Annotated in this window: 20 protein-coding genes; 3 read left to right on the forward strand and 17 right to left on the reverse strand. The window is 51.3% G+C overall.

The features are described 5' to 3' along the window. Positions 1-8: 8 nt before the first annotated feature. From BLP79_RS01420 to BLP79_RS01445, 6 genes are read right to left on the reverse strand one after another with little or no spacing between them, the layout of a single operon-like run. Positions 9-779 carry a polysaccharide deacetylase family protein gene (locus tag BLP79_RS01420; protein ID WP_332835856.1) on the reverse strand — a complete coding sequence of 257 codons (771 nt, stop codon included), beginning with the start codon at positions 777-779 and terminating at the stop codon, positions 9-11. Beyond that, on the reverse strand, positions 776-1,930 hold the full coding sequence (locus tag BLP79_RS01425; protein WP_090215084.1) for a glycosyltransferase family protein: 1,155 nt from the start codon (positions 1,928-1,930) through the stop codon (positions 776-778). The genes BLP79_RS01420 and BLP79_RS01425 overlap by 4 nt, the downstream gene beginning before the upstream one ends. Continuing rightward, complete coding sequence (locus BLP79_RS01430) at positions 1,927-2,523, reverse strand: histidine phosphatase family protein (RefSeq protein WP_090215087.1); 597 nt, start codon at positions 2,521-2,523, stop codon at positions 1,927-1,929. The genes BLP79_RS01425 and BLP79_RS01430 overlap by 4 nt, the downstream gene beginning before the upstream one ends. Further along, positions 2,520-3,569, reverse strand: a complete 1,050-nt coding sequence (locus tag BLP79_RS01435; RefSeq protein WP_232716333.1) for a glycosyltransferase family 4 protein — start codon at positions 3,567-3,569, stop codon at positions 2,520-2,522. Before BLP79_RS01435 ends, BLP79_RS01430 begins: the two co-directional genes overlap by 4 nt. A 38-nt stretch (positions 3,570-3,607) precedes the next feature. Continuing rightward, on the reverse strand, positions 3,608-4,849 hold the full coding sequence (locus BLP79_RS01440) for a glycosyltransferase family 4 protein (RefSeq protein WP_090215094.1): 1,242 nt from the start codon (positions 4,847-4,849) through the stop codon (positions 3,608-3,610). Then, a complete protein-coding gene (locus tag BLP79_RS01445; protein WP_090215097.1) occupies positions 4,846-6,015 on the reverse strand; it encodes a glycosyltransferase family protein in 1,170 nt (389 codons plus the stop codon). The genes BLP79_RS01440 and BLP79_RS01445 overlap by 4 nt, the downstream gene beginning before the upstream one ends. A gap of 468 nt (positions 6,016-6,483) precedes the next feature. Here BLP79_RS01445 and BLP79_RS01450 point away from each other — a divergent pair, with 468 nt between their 5' ends. Next, positions 6,484-8,835 carry a mechanosensitive ion channel family protein gene (locus tag BLP79_RS01450; protein ID WP_090215100.1) on the forward strand — a complete coding sequence of 784 codons (2,352 nt, stop codon included), beginning with the start codon at positions 6,484-6,486 and terminating at the stop codon, positions 8,833-8,835. 259 nt (positions 8,836-9,094) lie between these two features. Here BLP79_RS01450 and BLP79_RS01455 read toward each other — a convergent pair whose 3' ends face one another. Genes BLP79_RS01455 through BLP79_RS01470 form a run of 4 tightly spaced genes read right to left on the reverse strand, consistent with a single transcriptional unit; the run spans position 9,095 to position 14,961 of the window. Continuing rightward, the gene (locus BLP79_RS01455; protein ID WP_090215104.1) at positions 9,095-10,252 is read right to left on the reverse strand and encodes an ABC transporter permease; all 1,158 of its coding nucleotides are present in this window, start codon (positions 10,250-10,252) and stop codon (positions 9,095-9,097) included. Between the two features lie 2 nt (positions 10,253-10,254). Next, positions 10,255-11,280, reverse strand: a complete 1,026-nt coding sequence (locus tag BLP79_RS01460) for an ABC transporter permease (protein ID WP_090215108.1) — start codon at positions 11,278-11,280, stop codon at positions 10,255-10,257. Beyond that, positions 11,280-13,199 carry an ABC transporter substrate-binding protein gene (locus BLP79_RS01465; RefSeq protein ID WP_090215110.1) on the reverse strand — a complete coding sequence of 640 codons (1,920 nt, stop codon included), beginning with the start codon at positions 13,197-13,199 and terminating at the stop codon, positions 11,280-11,282. The genes BLP79_RS01460 and BLP79_RS01465 overlap by 1 nt, the downstream gene beginning before the upstream one ends. Next, positions 13,192-14,961, reverse strand: a complete 1,770-nt coding sequence (locus BLP79_RS01470) for an ABC transporter ATP-binding protein (RefSeq protein WP_090215112.1) — start codon at positions 14,959-14,961, stop codon at positions 13,192-13,194. Before BLP79_RS01470 ends, BLP79_RS01465 begins: the two co-directional genes overlap by 8 nt. A gap of 291 nt (positions 14,962-15,252) precedes the next feature. Between BLP79_RS01470 and BLP79_RS01475 the strand changes: the two genes are divergently transcribed. Then, positions 15,253-15,747, forward strand: coding sequence for a class I SAM-dependent methyltransferase (locus BLP79_RS01475; protein ID WP_090215114.1), 495 nt, complete (start codon positions 15,253-15,255; stop codon positions 15,745-15,747). A 47-nt stretch (positions 15,748-15,794) separates the two neighbouring features. Here BLP79_RS01475 and BLP79_RS01480 read toward each other — a convergent pair whose 3' ends face one another. After that, positions 15,795-16,187 carry a DUF3307 domain-containing protein gene (locus tag BLP79_RS01480; protein WP_090215116.1) on the reverse strand — a complete coding sequence of 131 codons (393 nt, stop codon included), beginning with the start codon at positions 16,185-16,187 and terminating at the stop codon, positions 15,795-15,797. Positions 16,188-16,419: 232 nt separating this feature from the next. On the opposite strand from BLP79_RS01480, the gene BLP79_RS01485 reads away from it, so the two are divergent. Then, positions 16,420-19,374 carry an ABC transporter transmembrane domain-containing protein gene (locus tag BLP79_RS01485; protein WP_090215119.1) on the forward strand — a complete coding sequence of 985 codons (2,955 nt, stop codon included), beginning with the start codon at positions 16,420-16,422 and terminating at the stop codon, positions 19,372-19,374. On the opposite strand, the gene BLP79_RS01490 is transcribed toward BLP79_RS01485, so the two are convergent. From BLP79_RS01490 to BLP79_RS01515, 6 genes are all read right to left on the reverse strand, one after another. After that, entirely contained in the window at positions 19,359-19,622 is a 264-nt protein-coding gene (locus BLP79_RS01490) for an ArsR/SmtB family transcription factor (RefSeq protein ID WP_090215679.1), read from the reverse strand. The two genes, BLP79_RS01485 and BLP79_RS01490, sit on opposite strands and share 16 nt — an antisense overlap. A gap of 121 nt (positions 19,623-19,743) precedes the next feature. Continuing rightward, positions 19,744-20,595, reverse strand: a complete 852-nt coding sequence (locus BLP79_RS01495; protein ID WP_090215122.1) for a lyase family protein — start codon at positions 20,593-20,595, stop codon at positions 19,744-19,746. 48 nt (positions 20,596-20,643) lie between these two features. Continuing rightward, positions 20,644-21,444 carry a 3-oxoadipate enol-lactonase gene (pcaD, locus tag BLP79_RS01500; RefSeq protein ID WP_090215124.1) on the reverse strand — a complete coding sequence of 267 codons (801 nt, stop codon included), beginning with the start codon at positions 21,442-21,444 and terminating at the stop codon, positions 20,644-20,646. 61 nt (positions 21,445-21,505) lie between these two features. Then, the gene (locus BLP79_RS01505) at positions 21,506-22,507 is read right to left on the reverse strand and encodes a threonine ammonia-lyase (RefSeq protein ID WP_090215125.1); all 1,002 of its coding nucleotides are present in this window, start codon (positions 22,505-22,507) and stop codon (positions 21,506-21,508) included. After that, a complete protein-coding gene (locus BLP79_RS01510) occupies positions 22,504-23,334 on the reverse strand; it encodes an alpha/beta fold hydrolase (protein WP_090215128.1) in 831 nt (276 codons plus the stop codon). Before BLP79_RS01510 ends, BLP79_RS01505 begins: the two co-directional genes overlap by 4 nt. 5 nt (positions 23,335-23,339) lie before the next feature. Beyond that, positions 23,340-24,020, reverse strand: coding sequence for a haloacid dehalogenase type II (locus BLP79_RS01515; protein ID WP_090215131.1), 681 nt, complete (start codon positions 24,018-24,020; stop codon positions 23,340-23,342). Positions 24,021-24,039: the final 19 nt, after the last annotated feature.

The following is a 24,039-nucleotide window of genomic DNA, read 5'->3' on the forward strand; positions in this document are numbered from 1 at the left end:
TCCTGTTGTTACGGCGCCGCGTGGGCGTGTGTGAAGTGCCAAGGATGGCCGGGGCCTGCAAGGAGGCGTTCCACAAGGGTTTCGGTAAACCACCATATGCTTGGGTCGTGCACCAGATGATGGGTTAAGATACCATAGGGTTCGGTTGCATCCGTCTTTCCAAAGCGGCGGTCCTGCAGATCACAGGTGAGTTGATCCACCAATATTTGCGGGGCCACTAATGACCGCCCACCGCGCCAGTCAATCAGGTCAAGGTGTGTGTTGACCTGAGAAAGATTGCGCGCCGCGAGAGCGTGTTTACGTGGTGTGAAAGTCGAAATCGCATGATAGCCGAGTGAAGCAAGATTCTGTGTAATGGCAGGGGAGATCCTGTTCCAGGGTGGCACAAACATTGGTTGTACTTTTCCGCCAAACAAGTTTTGCAAACGTTCCAGCCCGGTATTTGCATCGTTTAGAAGAGTTTCCAAAGCGCGATGCTCTCCGAATTCCATTTTCTTTTCCCCCGACGGGGCGTGGTTCTCGTGGGACCAGCCATGCACGACAGGGATGAAGGTGTCATCAAGCGTGTCCGCCAGAGTTTGTTGGGCAAACTTTGGGATAATGGCCAGATGGACAGGTAAGCCCATTTTCTCAGACAGGAGCGACAGAGTTTCAAGCTCTGTTGTGGGCGCAATTGCATCATCATCACGCCACCACAAAGGAAGGACACGGCCTTCCTGTTTCCAAACCTCAAACTCTTCTTCGAGCCGAGACCAATCTGGTTCGATCTGCGGTGTCATCTGAAACCTTTGCGTGATTGCATGTGCTTTGCGATCTCACAGGCCAGTGTCACAGTTTGTGTGGCGCCGTCAAATTGTGACAGGTCAATTTCGCGTGGTGGATCGGCGCAAACCTTCTTCACGGCACTAAGCAAGGTTGTTGCTGTCAGGTCTGCGCTTGAAATTGTGGCGATTCCAGGCAGTTGGGACAAAGCGTTTGCGCGCAGGGATTGTTCCACTTCATTTCCTGCATCAAACGGGGTGACAATCGCTGGGCAACCCGTTTGTAGCAGATCTAGCGCAGTATTATATCCACACATGCTGACTGATGCTTTAGCGTGACACAGCATTTGACGAAAGTCGGGGCGGGCAGGTTCTATGAGCGCAGGGGTGTTCAGCGATTGATATGTCACGATCCGGGCCGCTGCTTCAATGCCGCCAACCAATAGGCGCCATGTCAACTCGGGCGTTGCCTTTGCGGCCTCTAGCGCTGTGCGATAAAGTGCATCGCCGACATTGCCACCGCCTGCGCTGACTAATATTTCACCAGCACCCAATTGGTGCGGATGCTCTGTGGGGGCAGGAGGAGCGACAAAGCCAGTGTAGTGGAGCTTGCTTGCGAGCATAGCTGACACTGGCCAACTGAGATTGAGTTGAGTTGTATTGGGATCTGAATGGACCAGAACACCGTCGTAATACTGTGCGATGATAGTATCGGCATCTACCGCTTTTGGGGGCTTTGAGGGCGGGGCGAGGATGTCGCGGATAGAGGCCAGAACGGTGGCTGGGTGGTCTAACGATTTGGCGACCTCTAGTGCCGCGATGAACTCCGAACGCAGACTACGACGGCCAAACGGATAAAGCTCTGTGATCAAGATTTCGGGCTGAAAAGCGCGAATGGTTTTGATCAGTTGATCTGTTCGCTGTTGTAAATACGCCGTGTCAGCGTCGCGGCCTTCTGGGGTTAACAGACGTGTGAAATTTACACCATCGGATCGCAGTGCGGGAAGTTGAACAAAGGATAGGCTGGTGGTGTTGAGCTGTGGCGCAGGTCCGCCCCCTGAGATCAGTTCTATCTGATGGCCTGCATCTTGAAACGCACGGGCAAGGGTTAAGGCGCGCGATAGATGCCCGGTGCCCAACAAATGCGTAACAAGTATTTGCACCCTCATTCTGTTGTTCCTTTGATCCGTTGCTCCAGCCTGACAGGTGAGGACCATGGCGTTAAGCCGGCTTCACTCACCTCTACTACAAACAAACGATTGCGTTTTATACGAAAAGGGGCAGGCCCGTCAAAATTCCACCCATAGGCACGTGCCAATATCATACGCATGATCCCAATGTGACAGACCGCAACACTGTCTTGTGTAAGGCTGGTGAGCCAAGGTTGCAGGCGACTCCACACTTCTGCTGGGGTTTCCCCGCCTGGTGGACGGTAGTGCCACCCCCAATGCTCAATGTCGCGAAAGCCGCTTTGAGGATCAGAGGACAAAGCTACAGAAGATTGTCCCTCCCATTGCCCCCAATTCATTTCCACCAGTGCGTCTGTTGTTTGAGGTGTTTGATGGCTGATCAGCCGCGCGGTTTCATCAGCACGTGCAAGGGGGCTTGCCCATAAATCGGCAGTATCCCATGGGGTGGGCAGGCGTTGTTCAGCAAGCTCGGCCCGGGCGGCGCCATCCAGTGGGATATCACTGCGCCCCTGAATGCGGCCTGCACGGTTCCAAGATGTGTGACCATGACGCAAAAGAGCAAGGCGGATCATGAAGTGTGCTCCAACAGAGGGGAGAGTGCGCCCCAAAGGAGATCAGCTGCTATTGGGGCAATGTGGTTTTTGCTGATGTAGTCGCGGCTGTCTTGACTGCGCAGGTTTCGTTCAGTTTCAGTTGAGAGAGAGGTAATTTCTTGTGCAAGAGCCAAGCCGCCTGCACTGATTGAGGTCAAGGCGGATTTATTGTGTGGTGCTATGATGTCACGCAGGCCTGGTCGATCCTGGGCGACAACAGGAAGCCCATGAGATTGCGCCTCTAAATACACCATGCCAAAGGCTTCGTTGACGCCGGGCCATAGAAAGAGAGACGCGTTCTGATAGGCGTTTGCGAGGTCTTGCGCATTACATTGACCTAAAAACGTGACACGTGTGCCAAAGGGCGCCATGAGTTTTTCGACCTCTGAGCGGGCCGGTCCATCGCCTGCAATGCTTAGGGTCCAGTCTATAGGCACATGCTTTAAAGTTTCTGCAATCAGCTGATATGAGGCGAGTTTATCGCCCGAACGCATCATCCCTACGGAGAGCATTGAACCTTTCAGGTCTGACGCCTCAGGAAGGTGGTTAATCGGTAGGAAAGGGGGCAGATGCACGAGTGTCTGATGGTCAGGTTTGTCTTTTTGCAGAGTCTCATGGTCGTTTTCAGTGAGATAAAAGATCACATCTGCAGCGTTGGCTGCGGCATGGGCAGCCCGTGCAAAACGATCCCATGGCCCGTTCAACCGTTTATTTGCGCGTGTGCTTTCGATCTGCACATAGGGAATCCCGCGTTGCTGCGCGAGATGAGGACCAATCAGGTCCGGCACTTTGTAGTAATTGTGATAAGTGACCCATAGGTCCAGAGCAGGCAGAGAGGCATTGAGGCGCCGAACCTCATCCTGAGCATCAGAGAGCAAACGGGATTGTACTTGATCATTTCCCCACTTGTCCCGGCTTGAAAACGTACTGGTTAAATGTACTGTCGCACGGGGCTGCAAAAGCGCGATAAGATTGCGCGCCATTTCGCGATCGCCGGACGGAACCGGATGGTGAGGAGGTTTCATCGGGGCATAAAACCCGATGCATGGGGGCTTGCCCCTCTTCATTCAGCGTTCAGCATAGAGGTTAGGCGTGTTTTCAGCTGCTGAATGCCCGGATCCATGCCAAAGTCCTGACGTAGCCGTGCTAAAGCAGCTTCTGCCATTTCTGAAGCTTTTTCAGGGTTTCGTGCCATATACAGCAACGCTTCAGAGAGTTTTTCCGGTTCGTCCGAGCTGAGCACACCATGCGTGCCAGATGTAATGAATTCAGGAATGGCTGAAACAGCTGTTGAGAGAATTGGCAACCGTTGGGAGGCCGCTTCCATGAGGACGTTCGGCAGCCCATCTCGGTCACCGTCTTCAGCAATGCGACTTGGCAACACAAAGAGATCGCTGTTTCGCATGGCGTCAATGACCTCTGGCTGATCACACGGGCCACGCCAGATTATTTTATCGGCAATGCCTGCATCAGCGGCCTGATCCTGAAGTAAATCCAGAAGACCACCTCCGCCAATATGAGTGAAATGCCATTTCAGATCCTGAGGCAAGAGCGCGAGCGCATCAATTAGACGATCAAACCCTTTTTTTTCGACCAACCGACCGACTGACATAAGACGCAAAGGTGCTTCAGCACTGCGAGTGCGACGCGCCGGTGGCGCTGGAAAACGGGACAGATCCAATCCGTGGTAGATAAGATCGACAGGGGTACCATCTGACAGATCCCGAAGGTGTTTTGCCCCAAAACCTGTGCAAGTTGCCCCAAATATGGCTCCATGCGTTTTAGATGAGAGCTTTTCGCGCAATTCCCAGTCTGGCGATGTCCAGATATCCTTGGCGTGTGCTGCAAAGCTCCAGGGTAGTCCGCGCATGATCGCTGCGTAGCGTGCGACGGATGAGGGAGTATGCAAGAAATGCGCATAAAGTCCCAGCACTTCGGTGGGCATTTCTGCACCAAGCACGCAGGCCTGACCAAACCGGCGAATGCGGTTTTTTGTTGGGTCGCGCCGCAGATCGGCACGCCAGATTCGATAGGCCTCGGCATATCCCGGCAGTTTTTGCGCTGTGATGCGGGCGTTCCAGACTCGATCAGGTTCCTGATACAGGTACTCAGGCAAATAGCGGACCCGTGCTTGCAGGCGATCATGCAGGGGGTGGCGTTTCTTGTCTGTGGGGTGGCGCAATGACCATATTTCGAAGAGGACATCTGCGCGTTCGAGTGCGACGAGTTCTTGAGCGATGAACGTTTCAGAGAGGCGCGGCCATCCTTTGACCAGCACCGCAAGAGGCGGAGGTGTATTTGTCATTCTGCAGCCTTTGAGACTGTACCCTGCAACAAAGCAGCAACGCGCGCTGTTACATAATCGAGACCATCAAGAAGACCTTCTGACTGAGCGGCGGCTGATGGCAGTTTTTGCTGAGCCAAGGCTTTGATTGCGCGTACCATGGAGGCGGGTGTCAGCCCGTCACGCTGCTCGTCCAGCATTGCGATGAGGCCAAGCTCTTCGGCGCGGCTGGCACGGATCCATTGTTCCAGCCTGGGGGTGGTTCGGGGGACAATAACGGCTGGTTTATCAAACGACAAAACTTCGCAGAAGGTGTTGTACCCTCCCATGCAGACCACGCCTTGGGCTCCTGCAAAGAGCGTTTCGATCTTGGATTCAAATCCAACCGCAGTGACACGACCATTCAAAGCTGCAACGCGTCTTTCAAACTCTTCACGTGTCTCGCCGGACAAAAATGGGCCATACACCAGCACCGCCCGTGGTTCTAAATCGGACGATTGCTCATATGCCGATAGCACCAAATCTACCATCGCAGCCCCATCGCCGCCGCCGCCGGGTGTTATCAGAATATAAGGCTGTTCCGGTGGAGGATCAATTTCGCCAAGATCGCGACGCAGATAACCGGTCCAGTGCATCCGATTTTGTGCTGATGCACTCAGCTCAAGACCCTGCGTCGGGTCATAAACTGAACGCGTGCCATAGACCCAGATCTCATCGTAGAAAGTCTCGGTCGTGCGTAGGGCATCTTTGCGTTCCCATTCCGCGGCCAAGACTTCTGGTTCGTCTAAAACATCGCGTAGTCCCAAAACCAGTTTTGTTTCGTGATGCTCTTTCAGATGGGCAAGCGTTGGCATCAGTTCACCACGAAACCCATTTGGTTCTTTGTCAACGATCAGCACATCCGGGGCGTAGCTTTGGGCGGATGAGAGGATAAGATTAGCGCGCAAATCGGTGGTTTCATCAATATCCATGCCCATGGTTCGTGACGCATAGGACCCATCTGCCCGTTTGATAACGCCGGGAAGTCGCAGGTGATCGACCCGACTTGGAAAGGCAAAGCGACCAGCAACCGGAGAGCCGGTCAGGATCAGCGCGGAGGCCCCTGATGAGGCTGAGGTGATGGCTGCCGCCAGAGCACGTGAACGGCGGAGATGACCAAGACCAAATGTATCATGGCTGTAAAGCATAATACGCGGGCCACGTATTGTGGGATTGGGATCTGTTTTTCTACAGTGGGTGGGTGACTGTAAGATTTTTGAGGTCATAAGTTACCCCCGAAAGATTGAGCCATAGGTCCCTTGGCCGTAAGGATACAACGATCACAAAGGTCCCGGACGTCACTTTGCCCTGTGTTTGCGACCATCTTACGCCTCAGTCCACGCAGTCCAACCTATTTCAGGTCGATCTCTGTCATTCTTTCTTATGCGCCAAATCTGTGGCGCGTACAGCTATTCCTGACCATCCGTACAGTTTTTTGCCTATTCCGCAAGCGGGAACGGATCGTTTCAAGTGCATTTTGTAATATAAGTGCATCGCTCTCTGTGAACAATCAAACAAAGTTCACAAGTGTTTGTTGCATTAAATTGCAGTTGGGCTTGGTTTTGGCAGAGAATAAGATAAAGCAAATTGGTACTTAAGGCAGGGAAAGGCCCGCAATGTTTACACTCGCACGCTTGTTTCTGAGTATATTGCTCAGCGTTGTTTTGCTTAGCTCTATTCTCTTTGGGACCAGCGTTGACGCGCAAGATGCAGATAATTCGTCTGTGCTGGCAGAGGTGATTTCAGAAGCTGCTGAAAATGGTGTGGGTGTTGTTGTGGTCGACAGCAGCGGGCAACTGTTGTCGCTGCCTGAGGAAGGCGCAGGTGAAGCTGAAAGCACCAATATGATGGATAGCCCCTCGTCGCTGATGAAGGTTCAGTCGGAGGTCGATGCATTCCGAGAAGAGTTCAACAGCCGTCTTGAAGCTCTTCCTTATTCTATTTTCGAAGTGCAGTACATCTTGCAGCAAACCAGCCCAGACGGGCGTATTGTGACCTATGTTGAGATCCTGGGCTGGAGCATTTTGTTTCTTCTCATTGGGCGTTGGCTATCGGTTGAAATATATGGAAAGCGTATCGCCAAACAATATGTTGTCGCACGTATCAAAGAACAGCCTGACGGTTATGCGGAAAAAGTGCCTTTTCTTGTTTATCGGTTTTTCATGGGCGTCGGAGCGACAATCTTTGCGATGGTGTTCGCACTCTCGGTTGGGCGCATTGTTTTTGGACCTGCAGAAGATAGCTCTATTGCCTTTACGGTAACCGCAATCTTTGCTGCTTATTTTCTTGCCAGTACTGCGTCAGATTTATGGCGGATGGTGCTGTCGCCTTATCTTAGCCAATACCGGGTGCCTGTCCTGTCTGATCGTGACGCAAAGCGCCTGTATTTATGGGCTGCCTTTCTGGCCACTTATGATATCTGCGCTGTTCTGTTTACGACATGGGTGGGTGATTTTGGTCTGAATTACAACGTCTACGCATTGGTCTATGGGGTAACAGCTTTGGTTGGGGCCTGTGGCAATGTGCTCATGGTTCTTGTCAATGCGCGCGCAATTTCAGGCGCGATCCGTGCGGGGCGCCACAAGGAAGAGTGTTCATGGCTGATCCGGGTATTGGCTGTGGCCTGGGCCCCTGTGGTTGTCGCCTACATGGTTTTTGGATGGCTGGAACTGGTTTTCGATCTGGTGCTTGAACATAATGTGTCTGTGCCGCTTATGGCAGGCACCTATCTGGTGTTGACGTCCATTTTGGTTGTCTACGGGGTGATGAACTATGCAATTGAACGCATGTCTAAGAAGCGTAGATTCCATGCAGCTGATTTGGAGGAGATTGCTGAATCTGACGTTGAAGGCTTGGAAACGGGAGAAGACAGCGTTTCTGATGAGGTGTTGGAAGAAACGCCCGCTGTTCCCGTCAGACATCCTATATCAAGCTATGAGGATCTTGCACGTCGTGTTGCAGGTATCCTTGCGTTTATGGTTGGTATTTTTGCGCTGTTATTTGTGTGGAACCCAGATGCTGAATGGATGGAAAGCACTGCGGTCGAGAGCGGCATTGATGTTATTGCGGTCTTGTTTATCGGATATATTGTCTACCACTTTTTCCGGATTTGGATTGATAGCAAAATTGATGAAGAAACCGGTGACCTGCCCGAAGCGGAGCTGGGAGATGAAGGCGGAGCGGGCGGAGCTTCGCGCTTAGCCACGCTTTTACCGCTGTTCCGTGGCGCTATTCTAGCAGTCGTGATTGTGTCCATCGTCTTGATCGCCTTGCTGGAACTTGGGATCAATGTTAGCCCCCTGTTTGCCGGTGCTGGTGTTGTTGGCCTTGCAGTCGGGTTTGGGTCACAAACGCTTGTACGTGATATTTTCTCTGGGGCGTTCTTCCTTGTGGATGATGCGTTTCGCAAAGGCGAATATATTGATATTGGTGACGTGAAAGGGACGGTTGAAAAGATTTCAGTCCGGTCTTTCCAACTACGACATCACTTAGGTGCGCTGCACACGATCCCATTTGGTGAGATTAAGGTTCTTACCAACTATTCACGGGATTGGGTCATGATGAAATTACCTTTGCGGGTAACTTATGATACAGACGTCGAGCGTGTGCGAAAACTGATTAAGACACTAGGGAAAGAACTGCTGAAGGATCCGGTGATCGGTGACAATTTCATTCAACCTTTGAAATCGCAGGGTGTGATCGAAATGCAGGATTCTGCAATGATCATTCGAGTGAAGTTCATGACGAAACCTGGAGATCAGTGGTTGGTCCGCAAGAAAGTGTTTCAGGAAATTCGCGAGCTCTTTACACGTGAAGGGATCAAGTTTGCACACCGTGAGGTGACGGTGCGTTTGGCACCAGACCAAGAAGGCGAAGTTAGCCCCAAAAAGAAAGAGGCAGCTGTAGGTGCAGTGCAGGCTGCTATCGATGAAGACTTTTTGGACGACATGCATGGTGATGGTGACTAGGTGGTGTAAAACACCCTTCGCGAAGATATCTTTTATTTTTGAGAATATTCTGAGGGTCGTAGCAGATTAGCTGCGGCCCTCAGAATAGGGCCACAAGATGCTTTTAGCCAGCTCCTGTTTTAAAGAGCGTGTGGCGCCGCATTCAGACGTTGCGTGATGCCTATCTAGGGTAAAAGTTATTGCCCTAGGTTTTTGGTACATAAGTGAGCGCTTGATCAGGATCTGATTGCAAGACAAGCCTCTGTGCTCTCTCCAGAATTTATTGCTGATATGGATCTAAACTGTCGCGCAACCCATCACCTAAGAAGTTAAAAGCCAGTACCACAATTACAATTGGCAGCATCGGAATAGCGGTCCACCAGTAGATTTCGATGTTGGCAAGGTTTTGGGCGTCGTTCAGCATAACGCCCCAACTGACTGCGGGGGCTCGTAGTCCTAGGCCAAGAAACGATAGGGCCGTCTCCCCGAGGATCATAGCTGGGATAGAAAGGGTTGCAGACGCGATGAGATGGCTCATGAAATTGGGCAGCAGGTGTTTGCGGATTACACGGCCAGAAGAAGCTCCCATCATCTCTGCGGCGCGCACATATTCTTCTTCACGCAGGGACAAGAATTTTGCACGCACAGATCGTGCAAGTCCGGGCCAGTCGAGTAAGCCCAAGATGATTGAAATCACGAAAAACACAGCAACGGGCGACCAATTGGATGGAACCGCTGCAGATAAAGCGAGCCAGAGAGGAAGTTCAGGCAGAGAGCGCAAAACTTCGATCACGCGGTTGATCACCCAGTCGATTGCACCACCAAAATAGCCAGCAACAGCGCCAAAGAAGATGCCCAAGACGAACGATACTGTAATCCCGATTAGGCCAACCGTGAGAGATAGCTGAGCTCCGTAGAGAATACGACTGAAGATATCGCGGCCCAGACGGTCGGACCCCCAAAGGAAAAAGGGGATTTCAGTTTCCGGCGGGCAAAACAGATGTGTGTCTGCAGGGATCAGGCCTGCAACCTTGTAAGGCGCACCTTCACAGAAGAACCTTAGCTTTTGTGGGTTTTCAAGGTCTGGGGAAAACTCCCACTGAAAGGTTTCGAGATTGGCCTCGGATGTCATTGGATAGATAAAGGGTCCAAGGAACTGACCTTCATGAAACAATTTTACGTTTTGGGGCGGGGAGTACAGATGCTCGCTGTTGCGATCATTGGGACCGTAAGGCGCTACAAAACCGATAAAAGGAAGGATCAAGTAGCAAAATAGCAGAAACACACCGGAGAGCAGACCCAAACGGTGTGTTTTGAATTTTCGCCATACCAGAATCCAGTTTGGCGCGTCCAAGTCCTTGCGTTCAAGTTGCTGCAGGGCTGCTTCCGCGTCATAGGGCGCATCATCGACGAAACGATCATCGGTGTACTGACTCATATTTATTTGCGCCCTTCATAGCGAATGCGGGGATCCAATAGGACCAAGAGAACATCGGAAACCATGGTCCCGATCAACGTAAGAAGCGCGACAAACATCAAGACAAACCCCGAGAGAAACATGTCTTGTGATTTGAGTGCTTGAAGGAGATCGGGACCAATGGTTTGCAAGCCAAGCACGACAGAAACCAGAACGGATCCAGAGACCATGGACGGCAGCAGATTACCAATATCCGCAACAAAGGGATTAAAGGCCACGCGCAGTGGATATTTGGTGAGCATTTTGCGGGGAGCGAGCCCTTTTGCGACAGCGGTTTCCACATAAGGTTTGCCGAGCTCATCAAGCATATTTGCCCGCAGGCGCTGCATCATGGCTGACGCTCCAGATGTGCCAATGACAAATGTGGGGACAATCAGATGGAGCAGAATGGATTTCACTTTATCCCAGCTCATGGGCGCGTTTTCATAGATTGGGTCCATCAGTCCGCCAATCGGCAGATTAAAGTAGCGATGCCCGTAATAGAACAAGATCAGAGCCAAGAGAAAATTCGGGGTTGCGAGACCCAGATAGCCAACAAAAGCGGAGGTATAATCTACCCAAGTGCGTGAGCGCGCCGCAGCGAGGACACCCAATGGCAGTGCAACCATATAGACAAATGCCACTGCCGCGAGATTGACCAAAACAGTCATCCAAAGACTGTCACCGACAATTTCCGAAACCGGGGCATCAAATTCAAATGACCAGCCAAAGTTGCCTTGGATCATGCCTGAAAACCCGTGTGGTCCCGGCATAAACCCCATCCAGATCATATATTGTTGCCATAGGGGTTTATCCAGCGCGTATTCGGTGCGCAAGAATTCAGCTTTGGCCACACCAGCTGATTGGCCTGTGGCTTGCAGCTCGGCAATCTGATTTGAGAGGAAATCGCCCGGTGGCAAGTTGATAATGGCAAAGATGAGGATGGAGACCACCCACAATGTCAACAGCATGGTGCCAAAGCGATAGATCGCGTAACGCAGTATTCCCATCAGCCTTTGCCGCCTTCAAAGAAAAACTCATCCATGCGGTGAATGCCAAAATGTGCGCCCGGATCCCAGGCCCAAAGGCCGAACTCTGGTACGTTGCGGAGATTGCGATTGACCACAACCGGCTGTGGAGCGTTTGAGACAAGGCCAATAGCGTAAACTTGATCCGCGTGAATTTCTAACATCTCATGCCAGGCTTTTGTACGTGCCTCATCGTTTGTTGCACGCTCCCAATCATGCATCAGCTCCATCAGTCGCTGTGCTTCTGGGAGATCTGGCGCTTCGCCAACATCTCCACCTGTTTGATAGTATTGTCCCCATTTGGGCCATGCCAGAAACACCTGATCTGTCGGCGCTAAATAGGCTGGAGAGGTGTAGGCTTGCGGTAGGCCATTGTCCCAGCCATACCAGACCGAAGCCATGGTGGTGCCTGAAAAAACGCGGTTTCGTAAAATGTCGCGGTCCAGAGGGCGCATGACCAATTTGATGCCAATGTCATTCCAATCATCGGCGATGATTTGTAAAGCGTTTTCAACCTCTTGACGCTCACCTGCCGTTTCTACGACGAGTTCCATTTTGCGCCCATCCGGTAAAATCCGAATACCATAAGAGTCGCGCTCGTTCAGGCCCACTTCATCCAGCAGTGCGTTTGCCAGCTCCATATCTTGCTGCGCCCAAGCTGATCGCATCTTATCTTCGTAAAAGGGGCTTTTCTCCAGTACGGTCATTGCACCTGGTTTGGCTAGCTTGAAATACAGCGCTTTGTTGATAGCACGACGGTTGATGGCCAGTGAAAGCGCACGTCTTACCCGTACATCGCGCAGGATTGGCTTCCATACGGGATCAGTCACGTTCAGATTAGGATAGATTGCGATTTGTGAGGCGGCTCCACTGCCCCAAAGCAGGGTTTTGTAGTTGCCCCCGTCATTTTCACCTTTGCGCAAAATCGGAATATCCCGGAAACCCAACCCACGTGCCTGTAGATCCGCCTCTCCTGCATTGGATTTTGCGGCGATCAACCCACCAGATACAATCTCCATTTCAACAGTGTTGATGTAGGGAAGCTGGATGCCATTGCTGTCGATACGGTGATAGTACGGATTGCGTACAAACTGATGGCGGATCTTTTTCCCAGAGGAAGCATTCATCCACGGTTGCAATGTGGGAAGTTCGTGATTGTCGAACTTATACATGTTGTCGAGTTTATTGTGCAGAGCCGCCCAGGATTTGACGCGTGCGTAGCTCACTTCATCTGCAAGCTCTTCGGGAGAAGTGAAATCCGCATGAAAACGCTTCAGATATGCTGAGGGGCGGTAAATGAATGGAGGGCGTGCTTGGGCAAGGGTCTGTAAAAACTGGGGGTTTGCACTCTCCCATTCGTATACAACTGTGGTTGCATCTGGAAAGCTGACAGTTGGTGGTTTTCCATCGACCAACAAGAAATCAGGGGGGCCTGCAGGGCTGAGTTCTGGGTGGTTTGCAACACTTTCCCACCAATACCGGAAATCCTCAGTGGTGAAAGGATCACCGCTTGACCAGTGGTGTCCGGGCCGCAGGTGCAGAGTAAACCGCTTATTGTCTTCATTGTCTGCGGCGAGCAATAGATCTGGACGAAGCTTGTAGTTTTGATCATATCCCATCAAACGCGCATATCCATAGACAACCATTTGTCGTATGTCCTTGGAGCGGCTGACCATTGTGTTCAAAGTGCCGCCATGCACGCCGAATGAGCGACCTTTGGCAGCAAGATCAACGATCAAGGGGGTCTCAGGTAAGCGCTTTGACACAGGTGGCAGATGGCCGGCATTTACTTCTGAGCGCCAAAAATCACCTTCTTGTGGTATTGGATCGGCAAAAGCGACAAGGGGCGTGGTGACACAAGCGAAGATGAGGCCAAAAAGTTTGCGTGATTGATTAAACATGACAACGTACCTTATGGCCGGGCTCTAACTGAATCAGAGGCGGTGCTGTGAGGCCAGAAAACCGGAACGCATCTGGCCAAGCTTCAGGCGACCCAGCTCCTTGTGCCACCAGTTTGAGATTGATAGGGCGATTGATATCCGGCTCAGGTTGAGCCGCGATCAGTGCCTTAGTGTAGGGGTGTTGTGGATTGTAAAAAAGCGTCTCTGGTGGGGCCTGTTCGACAACAAGCCCGCGGCGCATGACTGCGACCTCATCCGCAATGCGTGCTACAACTGCCAGGTCGTGACTGATGAAAAGATAAGACAGATTTTTGCGATCTCTAATATCTTCTAACAGTGTCAGAATTTGCTCTTGCACGGAAACGTCAAGAGCAGATGTGGGCTCATCACAGACTAGAAGCGCCGGATCTAACATGAGTGCACGTGCAATAGATAGTCGTTGGCGTTGGCCTCCCGAAAACGCATGAGGATAGCGTTTTAACATATCAGGGCTCAATCCAACCATACGCAGCATTTCATTGGCCTTGTCGCGCCGGTCGGATTTGTTGCCAACGTGATGGATTTCTAAAGGTTCTGTCAGCGTATCCTGAATGCGCATACGGGGGCTTAACGAGGAATACGGATCCTGAAAAACCATTTGTGCGCTGCGCTGAAAGGCAAGTCGGGTTGGGTGATCCATATCATGGACCTGTACTGTCTCACCTTGCGCAGGGTGAAAGAGGACTTCACCGCCTTGATCGGGTGCTTCTGCCCCCAATGCCATCCGGGCTGCGGTTGTCTTACCTGATCCGCTTTCCCCAACCACCGCGAGTGTTTTACCACGCGGTAGAGTCAAGTCGATGCCTTGGCAGGCTTGGATCATGGTCGGAGCAGTCCAAGCTTTGCCTGCACGCAAAGTATATGTTTTTGCGACTGATTTCAGTTCTAGAATAGGGTCTTCTCGTGAAGCGGGTAGGCCCACTGCAGCTTGTTCTGGGATTTCGGGTGCTGCATCAAAAAGCGCCTTTGTGTAGGCATGTGCAGGATTAGTGAGGATCGGAGGAGCTTCTCCTGCTTCCATCACGCGCCCCTTGTGCATGACGACGACGTGTTCAGCCATGTTCGCAACAACACCGAGGTCATGAGTGACAAGGATCATCGCCATGCCAGTTTCACGTTGCAGATCTTTCATCAGACCCAAAACCTGTGCCTGTGTTGTCACGTCTAGGGCGGTTGTGGGTTCATCTGCTATCAAGAGTTTTGGCTTGGCCACCATGGCCATTGCGATCATCGCGCGTTGCCGCATGCCTCCCGAGAGTTCAAACGGGTAGGATCGAAATGTGCGCTCTGGATTAGGAAAGCCGACGCGTTCAAACACATCCAAGACGGTTTTTTTCGCTGCCGCTCCTTTTTGACCACCATGCAACCAAAGGACTTCGCTGACCTGATTGCCGATTTTATGCAAGGGGGAGAGCGACCGCATCGGTTCCTGAAAAATCATCGACACCGAATTTCCGCGAATATCACGCATCTGCCGATCATTTAGTTGGGCCAGGTCTCGCTCTTCTTGACCAAGATTTAGTAGCATACGTCCAGAGGTGATCTGGGCCGCACGTGGCAAGATACGTAACACCGCGCGGCAAGACAGTGTTTTTCCAGACCCACTCTCGCCGACAAGAGCAAGCGTTTCGCCTGAAGACACAGCGAAATTTACATTTTGGACAACAGGCGTTTGAGCACCAAACGCAATGCTGAGGTTTTCGACAGACAGAAGTGGCTTCATTCGTAATTGTCACACATCTGTCCAAAGGGGTGTTTCTGCCCCATTGTTCTGAGCCGTCATACCGATCCCATCATTCCCTGTTTACTCTAGCATCGCGTGACACATGAGCTTCGTCAAACCCTTTGCGGGTTGTTTTTTGTCGGTCCGTTCGGCCGTTCATGCTACTTTGCGAGCGCTACCAAGTTTTATCAAAGGAAAAAGACCAACACGGCTCAACACGATTTTGTCATTTATACCCAGCTTTCGGATGTTTATGGCTATATCGCAAGAGATTGCAAAAGGAACGTGACCATGATCACAAGACTGGACCTTTTTATTCACCGTATGGTTTCACAACGCGCTTGCCTTGACCATTCCATTGCTCAGACTTCAGGAATGACACAGCCAGTATTTGAGCTTGGGCTGGGGAATGGTAGGACATATCATCATATGAAATCACATATCGTAGATCGTGATGTCTACGTTTTTGAACGTGCAGTTGGGGCTCACCCCGACAGTATTCCACCTGAAGAGCTGACTATTTTAGGGGATGTTCGTGAGACCTTGCCAGCTGCAACGGATCGTTTTCCTGACGGAGCTAGCCTAATCCATGCTGATCTTGGCGGGCATAATCGAGAGAAAAATGATATCTTTGCACGCTTCGTTTCACCATTGGTTGAACCACTGTTGGCTGTCGGCGGGCTAATGGTTTCATCAGACCGTATGTATTTTGAAAACTTGGTTGAACAGCCTCTGCCACAGGATGCCGTCGAAGGGCGTTGCTTTATTTATCGTCGCGAAATCTAATACATTTGGTTGAGAACGTGGCATCTATACCTTGCGACTGATGTTGCTTAGCTCAACACAAAAGCACACCAAGCCCAGCCCATCGCAACATATGTAAGCTGATGCAGGGCTTGGTCCGTCCCCATTGCCCACCAAAATAGTGATTGGGTTGGGGTCAGACATTTCCGTTCATTGTATTTGGCTTTTCCGTAATCAATGTGGAAGTGGATTATCCATTCAATAATGCAGATCGTCAGTAAAAAAACCAAAGGTGCTGCCATGATCAAAAGCGCGATGACGCTTCCTGCAAAATGTACAGTTGCGTGTTGTGCCCGCCCGAGATGCAAGTAGGCTCCACGTCCTGATAACATGCGTGGTGTCTGTAAAAAAAAGTCGGCAAACATATGTTTGACCTGCAAAAGGCACAGTAGCAGTAGCAGAGATCCGACATGATCAGGCAAGTGGCAGTCCTCGTCAGGGATGTATTCGATTGAACCTTACGGATTTTTCCCAGCAACGCCAATAGCACGTTGCGTTCGAGCCTTGAAGGTTTTTTCATATGAACCTGCCATTGCCTGATCTGGTGCTTCCGGGGTAGGCACAAGAGAGCTAGAGTTTGGCGATATTCGGAGCAGACCTATAGAACGCACGCTTTTTCGTTTCATTTGGAAATATTCGAGACGTGATCAGCTCATTTTGCTGGTTGTAACGGCCTGTCTGTTTCCAATCCTATATCTCACGCTGGAGCTGCCCAAGCGGATCATTAATGATGCCATCGGTTCGCAAACCGGTATGGTTGAGTTTATGGGGCAAAGCTTTGATCAGCTGACCTTTCTGTGGATGCTGTGTGGCGCTTTCCTGTTATCAGTATTAGCGCATGGGCTTTTGAAAATGCGCATCAACACCATGAAGGGTGTTCTCGCTGAGCGGATGCTGCGCCGTTTTAGATATCTGCTGATTGGTCGCGTTCTCCGGTTCCCACAGCCTTATTTCGAACGTGTCAGCCAGGGTGAGCTGGTATCGATGGTTACCTCTGAGAGCGAACCTATGGGTGGTCTGATGGGCGATGCGGTCAGCCAGCCGGTCTTGCAGGCCGGTCAGATGTTGACGATTTTGTACTTTCTGTTTCTGCAAAACATCTGGTTTGGTCTTGCGGCAATTGCCCTGATCCCATTGCAGGGGTGGCTCATTCCGATGCTGCAGCGACGTATTAACCTGCTGAATAAAAAGCGGATTAAACAGGTGCGTGCGCTTGCGTCTGAAATCGGCGAAAGTGCTGCGGGCGCGTCTACGTTGCGGATCAATGGGGGATGGCGGTATCGCCTCTCGGTTATAACGGATCGTCTTGGGCGTCTTTATGATATCCGCTTCGAAATCTATCAGAAGAAATTCTTTATGAAGTTTATCAATAACTTCATAACGCAGCTTACACCTTTTTTCTTCTATTCCGTCGGTGGGTTTCTGGTTTTGCAGGGCAAAGTCTCCCTTGGCGCTTTGGTTGCGGCACTGGCCGCGTATAAAGACCTTGCCTCACCCTGGAAAGAGTTGCTTGCCTATTACAACCAGACCCAAGATATGAGCCTGCGTTGGGAAATTATTCTAGAGCGTTTTGCGCCACAAGGTATGGTTCGTAAGGAACTGATGGAAGGTGAGCCCAAAGAATTGATCCGTCTTGACGGTGATGTTGTTTTGGAAAATGTAAACGTGCGTGATGGCGACGGGAATCTTGTTCTCGAAGATCTTAATGCGACCCTCCCTAAGGGTGGTGTGGTTGGGATTGCTGCGCCATCTGAAGAAGATCGCCGAGCCTTGGCGGATCTATTGACACGCGAAGTTCTGCCCACAAATGGGCGCGTCCTGATTGATGGTCATGATCTAAGTGATCTTCATCAAAGTATTATTTCGGCGCGTGTTGGGCACGCGACGTCGCGTCCTGTTCTGTTTCAGGGATCGTTTGGTGACAATGTCATGATGCCGATGCGAACGCATCCACAAGGTGCTGGCACAGATCCCACGGCCCATGCGAAATCCCTGAGGGCTGGGAATAGTGGTGATCCTTTCGACACCTCATGGCTAAACCCGGAACTGGCTGGATTTACCAACGAGATGGAGCTGAGTAACTGGTGGCTTAAACTTGTCGAAGGCATTGGATCTGATACTGCTCTGTTTCGGCGCGGTGTAGAACAAAAATTTGATATCCTGCGCCATCCAAAATTGGCAGAACGATTGATTGCCTTACGCCCAACTGTCCAAGCTGCGATACGCGCGGCTTGCAGTGACGAACAGGTCTACTTTTTTGATGACGATGCTTATAACCCAGCAATGCCTGTTGCTGAAAACCTGTTGTTTGCCACCGTACGTCAACCTGTGACGATAGATATGGTGCAGAAACAGGTCGCTTTTTTGGACCGGCTTGTTGCGCTGAAATTAGACGATGATTTGGTGTCTTTGACCCAGGATGTTGTAGATGTTCTGCGTCAGATCTTTGGCTTGGATGGGACCGACCATCCGCTCTTTCGCAAACTTGGGCTGGATGTCTCTGCTTATGAAGCGGCGTTGGCTTTGGTCGAAAAAACTCGTGAAGGTGGCTCTCACGCGCTGACACGAGAAGAGCTTGCGCGTCTGTTGATTGTCCCATTTAGCATTTCAGCAGAACAGATTGGCCCTGCGTTTAGCGAAGAAATGAAAACCCGCATTTTGGGGTTCCGGCGCAATCATGGAAGTGAATTGCTCGCGGCTCTGGGGCAGGGTTTTACACCGATTCATCCGGATCGTATTGCACCAGGCCTCACAGTTCTGGAAAACGCTTTGTACGGTAAAATTTCCGACTCTGCAGGAGCCAAGGGAGAAGAGCTTCGTAAGTTGGTTTCTGATATTCTGATCGAACATGGTTTGCGAGACCTTGTTGTCCAATTGATTTTTGATTTGCCAATTGCAGTTGGTGGTCAGGGTCTGGCGGCGAGTTTTGCCGAACCTTTGGCCTTTTCTCGTGCGACAATTAAACGACCTGATATTCTCATTCTGGACAGTGCTATGGCCAGTTATGATCAGGACACACGCGTGGCCGTTCATAAGAACCTGCGTAAGCTGCTGCCCGATACCACGCTTGTCTATCTTGGGTCGTCATTTGAGCAACCAGAGGTATTTGATGCTTTCTATGAAATGCGCCAAGGCCGCTTGGTTAGTGATGCGGCAACCGAAAGTATCAGCGAAGATGGGGCGGGGAGTGCTGATCTGGCACGAAAATTGCGTGCGCTTGAACAGACAGAGCTTTTCTCCGGGTTGAACAGGCGCCAGTTGCGTCTTTTAGCGTTTGGTGCGCGCTGGTACACGGCAGATGCAGGTCATGTTGTGTTTCGCAAGGATGAAGAAGCGTCTGACGGTGCCTATATGATCCTCGATGGGGAAGCAGACTTTTATCTGCCACAGGAAAGTGGCGATGATCGTTTTATTGTGACTTTGGGGGCAGGGCGCTTAGCGGGTGAGCTTGGCTTGATCAGGAAAGAGCCGCGTGCATTGACGATGATTGCAAAATCAGATCTGACCTGTTTGCGGATTGGTGAAGAAGAGTTTTTTGCTGTTGTTGAGCATGACGCTTCTACCGCATTTAAATTATTGCAAGTGGTGGCGGGCTATGTGTCCAGTTGATTTGGGCTAGGATGCAATTCCTGTACCAGCTCTAGCAATGTCGCAGCATTTTGATTGCTTAAACTGTAGTAGATGGTTTTGCCCGATCGGCGTGCATAGACCAGTCCATCGTCTCTTAAACGGGCCAGCATTTGGCTAACGGCTGCTTGGCGTGCTCCCAGCGCGATCTCTAATTCGCGCACCGAATGTTCGCCATTCATCAAATGGCACAGAAGGGCCAAGCGGCCCTCATGCCCAAAAGTTTTCATAAAAGCGGCGGCGCGAGGCACATCAATGGGCAATGAAGGCAAGTTAATTGAACTCCGCTTAGAGGGTTGGATATGCCCCCCTTTATGGCTTTAGTGCTGCCGAGTTGCAAAGTATGTCGTCTTACTCAGGGGGCTGTAAGGATTTTCGAATGGCGTATGTGGTTGCGCAGGCGCTTAGGGCGATGTGTGGCAGGCAAAGCAATTCGGCGAATTGAGGGCCGGTTTTTACAGTGCTCACCAAAGCGCGGCTTTGGAGTGTGAGCGCGCGAAGTTGGGGATTTGGCTCTTCTTCGGTATTCGACAAGATGATCAGTGTGTCAGAGCAATTCTGTAGCCAATCGATGATGTGGTAAATGCCTTCGCGGTCGTTGTGCCAATCGCGTTTGGGGTCAGCGAGGGCAAGACCTTCTGCGAGTGCGGCGCGAATGTCAGGTAATACGTTTGCTGGAACGGCCTCTAGGTCACCAGAAAAAGAGACACAGAGACAAGATGCGCGCAGGTCGGGCAATGCGCCTAGTAGAGACACGATTGCACTGCTGGAAATGCCCTTTTTAGTGAGCAGGTCTGCAATCAATTTGAGATCTGCCTCAAGCAGGTTCAGGATCTGACGCAAGCGTAACATGAGTGCGGTGTCTGTGACATCTTGTACCGCTGTTCCCCAATTCACAAATTGTGCGTGTTCGGGAGCATTCATTTCGCTGCGTAGGGCTGCGACCAACGCAGGCACTGGAGTTCCTTTACGGGCCGTTTCTTTGCGCAAAGCGCTAGGGTCTATTGCAACCTCAACCACAGCGCGCCCGATGGCTGCGGCGCTTTCTGCCGGGATAAGATCACGCGCGCCTTGTGCTTTTGCGATTGCCCCTAATACCAAAAGCATTGCACGGACTTCAGCGCTGTCTGAGAACAACCGACCTGCATCGCCAGGTGATACGAGTGAGCCATAGAGCTGGCTGTCAAAAAGCGATGCGGCCATGGGGTTTCCTTTAAGGATATTGTTTGAGTTGGGTTTTCATAGCCGAGGTTATCTAGCGATGCCAAGATGACCTGTTCGATCAATGAACTCCATTAACAGCTGTGTATAGGTGTCTGGCTGTTCGACGCTGGGCAAATGCCCTGCGCGGCGTACAATGGCGACGTCGCTGCCTGGAATCAATCCGACAGTTTCACGTACAAGATCTGCTGGGGTCACGCCATCCTCAGTTCCTGCAATACCAAGTGCAGGAAGGCGGAGTCCGCTTGTTGGGGTGTAAAAGTCAGTGCCAGCGATAGCAGCACAGCTGCCTGCATAGCCATTTTCAGGTTGGCTTAAAAACATATCTCGCCATGGAGCGATCTCATTTGATTTTAAAAAAGCGCGTGTGAACCAGCGTTTCATAGTGTCTTGTTCCAACGCGCTTACGCCGTGGCCTAGGACCTGTGCGCTGCGTGTTTCCCACATATCAACCATGCCGAGTTTCGCAGCTGTATTTGACAAGACCATCGCTCTTATCTGGTCAAGCCGCTTGATTGCGAGCCCCTGCGCTACCATGCCGCCTAAACCGTGGCCAACAAACAGGCTATCGCGGATATTAAGGTGGTCCAATAAGCGTTCACTGTCGCGCACTAAATTGCCCATGCGATAAGGAGGCTCTGGGCAAGAGGATTGCCCATGGCCGCGCATATCATACCGCAGAATTCTAAGTGATTTGGGAAGACGTTCTACGACCTGTTTCCAAATCCGCAAATCACACCCTAAGCCCTGTGCAAAGACAAGGGTGGGTGCTGTATCGCTGCCTTCAATCACATAGTTTATCTGGACATCACCAAGATCTGCACGTTGCATGGAAGCGCCTCATATTTATCTTGGCTTACTCCTAGAACGTTCTGTCGGGGGACGCACTATATCATTGTGTGTATCTGCGTTCGCAGTCAGGGAGGAGGGTGAGCGCTTTCTGAAAGATTTCAGTTGATACATTCCCACCTGTGGCAACCGCAATCACTGCATCTGTTTGTATTGCGGCACCATGAAAAAGCGCCGCAGCCAATGCGACAGCGCCACCGGGTTCAAGTACGATCTTCAGATGTTGATAGGCCAGAGCCATGGCGCAAAGTGCATCTTCGTCGCTGACCACTATGCCAGAGCCAGCCAGCCGTGTGAGAATGGGAAATGTGAGTTGGCCGGGGCGCGGTGTTAATATGGCGTCACAAATCGAACCTGTTAGCTTTGAATTGCTGGTTACCTCATGCTGTTTCAGTGAGCGGGCCATATCCTCAAAACCTTTTGGCTCCACTGGCCGAACACGCATCTGTGGAGCGCGCTTTTCAAGCGCCAGAGCGATCCCTGCTGATAAGCCACCACCTCCACAACAAACGAGGACTTCAGCCTCGCGAATGCCAAGCTCTGACGCTTGATCTGCGATTTCTAATCCGACTGTACCCTGACCTGCTATAACCTGTGGGTCATCATAGGGCCGTATCAACGTGAGATCGCGCTTTTGGGCAATGGTTTCCCCGACGGCTTCACGGCTTTCACCACCTGCGCGGTCATAAAGTATGACTTCGGCACCCAATGCGCGGGTGTTGTTTATTTTTAAATCAGGTGCGTCTTTTGGCATGATGATTACGGCTGGCGCACCAAAGGCTTTTGCCGCAGTTGCGACACCCTGGGCATGGTTGCCGCTGGAATAGGCGAGTACGCCGCGTTTTAACGCATCAGGTTTGAGTGCAGAAACGGCCGCCCATCCGCCACGAAACTTAAAAGATCCGGTATGCTGTAGGCATTCTGCTTTGACGAGAAGGTGCCGACCGGCGATCATATCCAACATGGGAGAACATAAGAGCGGCGTTACGCGCGCATGTTGGGAAACACGTTCTGCTGCTGACTGGATCAGAGCAAAACTTGTCATATGATTTGCTCCATTACACTGTGGATCACACGCAATGATGCGGTCTCATCCAAGAAAGGCACATGCCCGCGATCTGCAAGTTCAGCACATACCATGTCTGGTCGCTCAGTCTGCATTTTGGCAAATGTTGCTGCAGTTAAGATATCTGATTGGCCACCTCTTAGCGCACCAAGAGGAAGATCTGCGAGCATACCAAAGACAGGCCAGAGATCGGGTAGGGGGCCTGCGCTGGCCTGCTCAATCATCGCATCACGCAGCTTAGGATCATAACGTAAAGTCAGGCCTGTTTCTGTTTGCGTGTAGAATGTCCGAGCTTCCTCTAACCATCGTTCTGAGGGCACGTTTGAAAAGGCAGGTGTCATTGCGGTCTTAAGCTGCGCAGCTGCGCTTTCGTGGGTCTTGGCTGTGGGAGGCCGTCCAACATACTCCATGATGCGTTGTAGCCCAACGCTTGGGAGATCTGGACCAATATCGTTGAGGATCACACCTGACAATCGGTCTTTAGCGATTGCTGCAAGTGTCATTGCGATCAATCCACCGCGTGATGTTCCTAATACTGCAGTTTTTGCAAGGGATAGATGATCCAGCAATTCAACGACATCCTGCGCTTCCCGCAAGACATTGTAGTTCATGTAATTGCTATCGTATTGCGATGCGCCACGCCCGCGAGAGTCGAGAGTGATCATACGATACTTGTTGGCATGTGGTTCAAAGTATCTGAAATCAAGGCTGCAACGAGTGAGCCCTGCAAGGCAAAGGATCGGTTTTCCCGTGCCCTGATCTGTGTATGAGAGCGAAAGCCCATCTGAAGTTTTGAAATAAGGCATATCTGTTAACGCAGGTCTGGAATTGTTGTCAGGTCGGTAAGAATATGATGTGGCCTCCAAGGCAGGCGGTCTATTGGTTCTGCGCTCCGATTAACCCAAGCGGTGGTGAACCCATATCCGGTGGCACAACCAGCATCCCAACCATTTGAGGAAACAAACAGGACGTCTTGTTTTGTGCAGCCAAAATACGCCTCAACCAAATCGTAGACACGGGCATCAGGTTTGAACACGCCCACAGTGTCTACGGAGAGAAGAGCGTCCAAATGATGTGCAATGCCAGCAGAGCGTGATGCTGCGTCCAGCATTTTCATGGAGCCGTTGGAGAGGATTGCAGTTTTATGCCCTTGTGTTTTGAGTGTTTCCAAAAGCGCAGGAACCTCAGGATAAGCCTGTAGATGCCAATAAAGATCCAAAAGCCTCTTTCTAAGTGCGGTGTCGTCTGCAAGTCCGGTTGCTTCTAGCGCCCAATCCAGCCCATTTTCAGTCACCTCCCAGAAATCGGTATGGGCGTGTGTCACCGCGCGTAACCAAGTGTATTGTAACTGTTTGGTTCGCCAATGTTGTGCTAGATCACGCCAGATATCTTGCAGTTCCGGAAAATCGGACTCTCTTGCGGCTTGTCTTGCTGCGGCTGTCACATCAAACAGCGTACCATAGGCATCAAAGACGTAGGTCGAAAATGACATTAAACGCGCCTCCAACAAC

The sequence above is a fragment of the Epibacterium ulvae genome (assembly GCF_900102795.1).
GTDB classification, from domain to species: Bacteria; Pseudomonadota; Alphaproteobacteria; order Rhodobacterales; family Rhodobacteraceae; genus Epibacterium; species Epibacterium ulvae.

Bases quoted from the DNA above. Each gene is read 5' to 3' on its own strand.
- BLP79_RS01420 (WP_332835856.1), bottom strand. From the start codon at position 779: ATGACACCGCAGATCGAACCAGATTGGTCTCGGCTCGAAGAAGAGTTT.
- BLP79_RS01425 (WP_090215084.1), bottom strand. From the start codon at position 1,930: ATGAGGGTGCAAATACTTGTTACGCATTTGTTGGGCACCGGGCATCTA.
- BLP79_RS01430 (WP_090215087.1), bottom strand. From the start codon at position 2,523: ATGATCCGCCTTGCTCTTTTGCGTCATGGTCACACATCTTGGAACCGT.
- BLP79_RS01435 (WP_232716333.1), bottom strand. From the start codon at position 3,569: ATGAAACCTCCTCACCATCCGGTTCCGTCCGGCGATCGCGAAATGGCG.
- BLP79_RS01440 (WP_090215094.1), bottom strand. From the start codon at position 4,849: ATGACAAATACACCTCCGCCTCTTGCGGTGCTGGTCAAAGGATGGCCG.
- BLP79_RS01445 (WP_090215097.1), bottom strand. From the start codon at position 6,015: ATGCTTTACAGCCATGATACATTTGGTCTTGGTCATCTCCGCCGTTCA.
- BLP79_RS01450 (WP_090215100.1), top strand. From the start codon at position 6,484: ATGTTTACACTCGCACGCTTGTTTCTGAGTATATTGCTCAGCGTTGTT.
- BLP79_RS01455 (WP_090215104.1), bottom strand. From the start codon at position 10,252: ATGAGTCAGTACACCGATGATCGTTTCGTCGATGATGCGCCCTATGAC.
- BLP79_RS01460 (WP_090215108.1), bottom strand. From the start codon at position 11,280: ATGGGAATACTGCGTTACGCGATCTATCGCTTTGGCACCATGCTGTTG.
- BLP79_RS01465 (WP_090215110.1), bottom strand. From the start codon at position 13,199: ATGTTTAATCAATCACGCAAACTTTTTGGCCTCATCTTCGCTTGTGTC.
- BLP79_RS01470 (WP_090215112.1), bottom strand. From the start codon at position 14,961: ATGAAGCCACTTCTGTCTGTCGAAAACCTCAGCATTGCGTTTGGTGCT.
- BLP79_RS01475 (WP_090215114.1), top strand. From the start codon at position 15,253: ATGATCACAAGACTGGACCTTTTTATTCACCGTATGGTTTCACAACGC.
- BLP79_RS01490 (WP_090215679.1), bottom strand. From the start codon at position 19,622: ATGAAAACTTTTGGGCATGAGGGCCGCTTGGCCCTTCTGTGCCATTTG.
- BLP79_RS01495 (WP_090215122.1), bottom strand. From the start codon at position 20,595: ATGGCCGCATCGCTTTTTGACAGCCAGCTCTATGGCTCACTCGTATCA.
- pcaD (WP_090215124.1), bottom strand. From the start codon at position 21,444: ATGCAACGTGCAGATCTTGGTGATGTCCAGATAAACTATGTGATTGAA.
- BLP79_RS01505 (WP_090215125.1), bottom strand. From the start codon at position 22,507: ATGACAAGTTTTGCTCTGATCCAGTCAGCAGCAGAACGTGTTTCCCAA.
- BLP79_RS01510 (WP_090215128.1), bottom strand. From the start codon at position 23,334: ATGCCTTATTTCAAAACTTCAGATGGGCTTTCGCTCTCATACACAGAT.
- BLP79_RS01515 (WP_090215131.1), bottom strand. From the start codon at position 24,020: ATGTCATTTTCGACCTACGTCTTTGATGCCTATGGTACGCTGTTTGAT.